The following is a 5,369-nucleotide window of genomic DNA, read 5'->3' on the forward strand; positions in this document are numbered from 1 at the left end:
GCCGCGCCCTCCGTCCAGATCAGCGGCAGGGTGTCCGCGAGTTCGGCGGCGAGCGTCTTGGCCGGGTTGCTGTACGTGGCGATGGCCGGGCCGCAGCGCTCCGCCGTACGGTCGAGCCGGTCGGCGACCTTCTCCAGCGCCTCGGGCGGCGCCTCCAGGAGGCCGACCCGGTCGAGCAGCATGAGCAGCGGGGTGAACAGGGCCCACAGGGTGCCGGGGCTGGCCGCGATGTTCTCGGCGTACTCGTTCGGGGCCTCGTTCGGTGCGACGGCCATCCCGGAGCTGCTCGGCACCGCGCCGACCGGCGAACCCCAGGCCGAACTGTGGATGGGCGCGCACCCCGGCGCACCCTCCCGCACCGAGCGCGGCGCGCTGAACGCGCTGATCGACGCCGATCCGGTGGGCGAACTGGGCGAGCGCTCCGTCGCCGCGTTCGGACCGAGGCTGCCGTTCCTGCTGAAGGTGCTCGCCGCCGGCGCCCCCCTCTCCCTCCAGGCCCACCCCGACCTCGCCCAGGCGCGGGCGGGCCACGCCGCCGAGGAAGCCGCAGGCATCCCGCTCGACGCCCCGCACCGCACGTACAAGGACGCCAACCACAAGCCCGAGCTGATCTGCGCCCTCACCCCCTTCGACGGACTCTGCGGATTCCGCGCCCCGGCCGAGACCGCGGACCTGATCGCCGGGCTCGGCGTCGACTCGCTCAAGCCGTACGTCGACCTCCTGCACGCCCACCCCGAGGAGGCCGCCCTCCGCGAGGTCATGACGGCGCTGCTGACCGCCGACCCGGAGGAGATGGCGCACACGGTGACGGAGGCGGCCGCCGCCGCGGACCGGCTCGGCGGCGACTACGCCCCGTACGCCACCCTCGCCCACCACTTCCCGAACGACCCCGGCGTCATCGCCGCGATGCTCCTCAACCGGGTCACCCTCCAGCCCGGCGAGGCCCTCTACCTCGGCGCGGGCGTCCCGCACGCCTACCTCTCGGGACTCGGCGTCGAGATCATGGCCAACTCCGACAACGTGCTGCGCTGCGGACTCACCCCCAAGCACATCGACGTCCCCGAACTGCTGCGCGTGGTCCGCTTCGAACCCACCGACCCGGCCGTCCTGCGCCCCGAGGCCTCCCCGTCCGGCGAAGAGGTCTACGACACCCCGATCGACGAGTTCCGCCTCTCCCGCCTCGTCCGGCCCGAGGGCGCCGCCCCGACCGACCTGACGATCCCCGCCCCGCAGATCCTGCTGGCCGTCGCGGGACGCCCGAAAGCGGGCGAAGTCACCCTCGCGGCGGGCGAATCGGTCTTCGTACCCGCGGGGGAGAGGACCGAATTGACCGGTACGGGGACGGTATTCCGCGCCACCGTCGTGGCCTGATGCAACAATGACCGGCCGAACCCGCGGCGACAGAGCCGGTGCATCGACGAAGGGACCACGTCACCCATGAGCGCGTCAGGCGGAACCAAGGCGATCGTGGCGGCACTCGCCGCCAACCTCGCGATCGCCGCAGCCAAGTTCGTGGCGTTCCTCTTCAGCGGTTCGTCGTCGATGCTCGCCGAGAGCGTCCACTCGCTCGCCGACTCCGGAAACCAGGGTCTGCTCCTCCTGGGCGGCAAGAAAGCGCAGCGCGAAGCGACCCCGCAGCACCCCTTCGGCTACGGCCGCGAGCGGTACATCTACGCCTTCCTCGTCTCCATCGTGCTCTTCTCCGTCGGTGGCATGTTCGCCATCTACGAGGGCTACGAGAAGATCCACGACCCGCACCCGATCGAGGCCTGGTACTGGCCGGTCGGCGTCCTCGTCTTCGCGATCATCGCCGAGTCGTTCTCCTTCCGCACCGCGATCAAGGAGTCGAACCTGATCCGCGGCGGCCTCACCTGGACGCAGTTCGTCCGCCGCGCCAAGGCCCCCGAGCTGCCCGTCGTCCTCCTGGAGGACCTCGGCGCCCTCGTCGGCCTCGTCCTCGCCCTCGGCGGCGTCGGCCTGGCCCTGCTCACCGGCGACGGCGTCTGGGACGGCATCGGCACCCTCTGCATCGGCGTCCTGCTGATCGCCATCGCGATCGTGCTGGCCGCCGAGACCAAGTCGCTGCTGCTCGGCGAGTCCGCCGGGACCGAGGAGGTCAAGCGGATCGAGGCCGCGGTCGTCGACGGCGAGACCGTCACCCGCCTCATCCACATGCGCACCCTCCACCTCGGCCCCGAGGAACTCCTCGTCGCCGCCAAGATCGCCGTCCAGCACGACGACTCGGCGGCCGAGGTCGCGAACGCCATCAACGCCGCCGAGGCCCGCATCCGCGCCGCCGTCCCGATCGCCCGGGTCATCTACCTGGAGCCCGACGTGTACGACGAGCGGAAGCCCGAGCCGGCCCGCACCGACCTGGCGAAGACCCCGGACGACACCGACAGCTGACCCCCGTCCGGCACCGGCCGTCCGCCGGAACGGGCCACCCGCCGAGGGCGAGGACGAGGCCGACGAGGGCGCCGAGGTCCTCCAGGAGGACGACGGGCAGCTCGGGGGCCTTGGCGCCTCGGGGGGCGCCGTCGGTGACCGGCCCAGGACAGCGCCCCCCGAGACCCCCGAGACCCCCTGGTCCCGGGGGTCTCGCGCGCATGTACGGGGTCGCGATCAAGCCCGGCCGTCCGCCGCGGACTGTGGCCCGCCCCGCCGTCCGGTGTAGATTCGTGACCAGCCAGACGTCGCTGCTGATGGCGGTCGGGCGGTCCGCAGGACCGGCCGAGGGAGAGAGGGCCTCCGACGACGGCACCGTGGAAAGCCCGGGCATTCCTGTGTCCGGAGAGCCTCCGAGGTGCCCTGCGCCCCAACCGACCCTCGCACGCGAACACACGAGGAGCAGCTCAGTCATGACGACTGCCGCCACCCAGGACTTCAAGGTCGCCGACCTCTCCCTCGCCGCCTTCGGCCGCAAGGAGATCACCCTCGCCGAGCACGAGATGCCCGGCCTGATGTCGATCCGCCGCGAGTACGCCGAGCAGCAGCCCCTCGCCGGCGCCCGTGTCACCGGCTCCCTGCACATGACCGTGCAGACCGCCGTCCTCATCGAGACCCTGGTCGCCCTCGGCGCCGAGGTCCGCTGGGCCTCCTGCAACATCTTCTCCACCCAGGACCACGCCGCCGCGGCCATCGCCGTCGGCCCGAACGGCACCCCGGAGAACCCGCAGGGCGTCCCGGTCTTCGCCTGGAAGGGCGAGACCCTGGAGGAGTACTGGTGGTGCACGGAGCAGGCCCTCACCTGGCCGAACACCCCCACCGGCGGCCCGAACATGATCCTCGACGACGGTGGTGACGCCACCCTCCTCGTCCACAAGGGCGTCGAGTTCGAGAAGGCCGGCTCCGCCCCGGACCCCGCCACCGCGGACAGCGAGGAGTACGGCCACATCCTCCGTCTCCTCAACCGCACCCTCGGCGAGAACCCGCAGAAGTGGACCCAGCTGGCGTCCGAGATCCGCGGCGTCACCGAGGAGACCACCACCGGCGTCCACCGCCTGTACGAGATGCACCAGGCCGGCGACCTGCTCTTCCCGGCGATCAACGTGAACGACGCCGTCACCAAGTCGAAGTTCGACAACAAGTACGGCTGCCGCCACTCCCTCATCGACGGCATCAACCGCGCCACCGACGTCCTCATCGGCGGCAAGACCGTCGTCGTCTGCGGCTACGGCGACGTCGGCAAGGGCTGCGCCGAGTCCCTCCGCGGCCAGGGCGCCCGCGTCATCGTCACCGAGATCGACCCGATCTGCGCGCTCCAGGCGGCGATGGACGGCTACCAGGTCACGACCCTCGACGAGGTCGTCGACAAGGCCGACATCTTCGTCACCACGACCGGCAACAAGGACATCATCATGGCCACGGACATGGCCAAGATGAAGCACCAGGCCATCGTCGGCAACATCGGCCACTTCGACAACGAGATCGACATGGCCGGCCTCGCCAAGACCCCCGGCATCGTCAAGGACGAGGTCAAGCCGCAGGTCCACACCTGGACGTACCCCGACGGCAAGGTCCTCATCGTGCTGTCGGAGGGCCGCCTGCTCAACCTGGGCAACGCGACCGGCCACCCCTCCTTCGTCATGTCGAACTCGTTCGCGGACCAGACCCTGGCCCAGATCGAGCTCTACACGAAGCCGCAGGAGTACCCGACCGACGTCTACGTGCTCCCCAAGCACCTCGACGAGAAGGTCGCCCGCCTCCACCTCGACGCCCTCGGCGTCAAGCTGACCACCCTCCGCCCCGAGCAGGCCGCCTACATCGGCGTCGACGTCGAGGGCCCGTTCAAGCCGGACCACTACCGCTACTGATGCCCCGGCCGGCGGCGCCCGCGCGCTGACGCGGCGCCGTCCCGGACACCCGTAGAGGAACTCAGGCAGGCCCCCCGGCACGGGGGTGCGGGGGGCCTGCCTGAGTTCCTCTACGGGTGTCCGGGACGGCGCCGCGTCAGCGCGCGGGCGCCGCCGGCCGGGGCATCAGTAGCGGTAGTGGTCCGGCTTGAACGGGCCCTCGACGTCGACGCCGATGTAGGCGGCCTGCATCACACCCCCCTCGGTGACGAACACTTCCACTGCGCGCCCGGCCCCTCCGGCTGGCGCTACGTCTCACAGATCACCACCCCCTCGGGCGACCACCGAGGCTCCGTCGACCTGGCCGTCGACGAACTCGGCCGCCCCATCCGCCTGGAACTCCACGCCGCCGGCTGGCAGGTCCGCGGCGCGGCCCTCGACGGCGTCACCTGGGTCCGCACGGACCCCACCGGAACCCATGCCACCGAAGGCAATGTGCGCGCCCATGCCTTCACCGGCACCTCCCCGGCGTTCCTCGTCGCGCTCACGCGACTCCTGCGTCTCACCCCCGCCTCCCCCGAGACCCGTGTCAGGCTCGTCACCCTCACGGACCCGGTGCTCGCCCCCCTCACGGTCGACCAGTCCTGGGCCCTGCTGAGAAGTGAAGCGCACGCCACTGACAACGGCCCCCTGATGGTGGACGAGTACCAGGTCAGCAGCCTGGACACGGGCGAGCGGCACACCGTCCACATCGCCGGCGACGTGGTCCTCTCGGCCCCCGGCATCGAACTGGAGGACCTGGCGACCCCGCCCTCGGTCTTCCCCTGACGAGGAACCGCTCAGGCAGGCGGCGCGAAACCGGTAGCGGGCGCGGCGCCCGCCGGCCCGCCATCCGCGGGAGTCGGGGCAACCGGCGAGACAGACCGCGGGGCCCCCGACGAAGGCGCCCCTGAGGGAACGCCCGCCGCCGAGGCCCGGGCAGCCTCCACAGCCTCTGTGGTCCCACCGGGCCCTGGCGCCCCAGGCCCCGCCGTCCCTGCCGTCTCCGCGGTCCAGCCCGCCCCGGGCGCCCCAGGT

General features: G+C 71.8%; 5 protein-coding genes and 1 pseudogene. 4 read left to right on the forward strand and 2 right to left on the reverse strand.

Annotated elements, in window-relative coordinates; all coding sequences use genetic code 11:
- Positions 1 to 254: pseudogene (locus EAO70_RS17720) on the reverse strand (mannose-6-phosphate isomerase); the annotation flags it as partial.
- Between EAO70_RS17720 and manA the strand changes: the two are divergent.
- The 3 genes from manA to ahcY all read left to right on the forward strand — a co-directional run bounded on the left by manA (position 229) and on the right by ahcY (position 4,313).
- Positions 229 to 1,371, forward strand: coding sequence for a mannose-6-phosphate isomerase, class I (gene manA, locus EAO70_RS17725; protein WP_148005201.1), 1,143 nt, complete (start codon positions 229 to 231; stop codon positions 1,369 to 1,371). The pseudogene EAO70_RS17720 and the gene manA overlap by 26 nt on opposite strands.
- 66 nt (positions 1,372 to 1,437) lie before the next feature.
- Positions 1,438 to 2,406 carry a cation diffusion facilitator family transporter gene (locus tag EAO70_RS17730; protein ID WP_148003921.1) on the forward strand — a complete coding sequence of 323 codons (969 nt, stop codon included), beginning with the start codon at positions 1,438 to 1,440 and terminating at the stop codon, positions 2,404 to 2,406.
- Positions 2,407 to 2,858: 452 nt separating this feature from the next.
- Positions 2,859 to 4,313 carry an adenosylhomocysteinase gene (gene ahcY, locus EAO70_RS17740; RefSeq protein ID WP_148003923.1) on the forward strand — a complete coding sequence of 485 codons (1,455 nt, stop codon included), beginning with the start codon at positions 2,859 to 2,861 and terminating at the stop codon, positions 4,311 to 4,313.
- Between the two features lie 165 nt (positions 4,314 to 4,478).
- On the opposite strand, the gene EAO70_RS17745 is transcribed toward ahcY, so the two are convergent.
- Positions 4,479 to 4,544 carry an adenosylhomocysteinase gene (locus EAO70_RS17745; RefSeq protein ID WP_261993035.1) on the reverse strand — a complete coding sequence of 22 codons (66 nt, stop codon included), beginning with the start codon at positions 4,542 to 4,544 and terminating at the stop codon, positions 4,479 to 4,481.
- Here EAO70_RS17745 and EAO70_RS17750 point away from each other — a divergent pair.
- Positions 4,539 to 5,120, forward strand: coding sequence for a hypothetical protein (locus EAO70_RS17750; RefSeq protein WP_148005202.1), 582 nt, complete (start codon positions 4,539 to 4,541; stop codon positions 5,118 to 5,120). The two genes, EAO70_RS17745 and EAO70_RS17750, sit on opposite strands and share 6 nt — an antisense overlap.
- The last annotated feature ends 249 nt before the right edge of the window (positions 5,121 to 5,369 follow it).

The organism is Streptomyces sp. adm13(2018) (genome assembly GCF_008042145.1).
GTDB lineage: Bacteria > Actinomycetota > Actinomycetes > Streptomycetales > Streptomycetaceae > Streptomyces.

Excerpts from the sequence above, each read along its gene's own strand:
- manA (WP_148005201.1), top strand. The coding sequence starts at position 229 with ATGTTCTCGGCGTACTCGTTCGGGGCCTCGTTCGGTGCGACGGCCATC.
- EAO70_RS17730 (WP_148003921.1), top strand. The coding sequence starts at position 1,438 with ATGAGCGCGTCAGGCGGAACCAAGGCGATCGTGGCGGCACTCGCCGCC.
- ahcY (WP_148003923.1), top strand. The coding sequence starts at position 2,859 with ATGACGACTGCCGCCACCCAGGACTTCAAGGTCGCCGACCTCTCCCTC.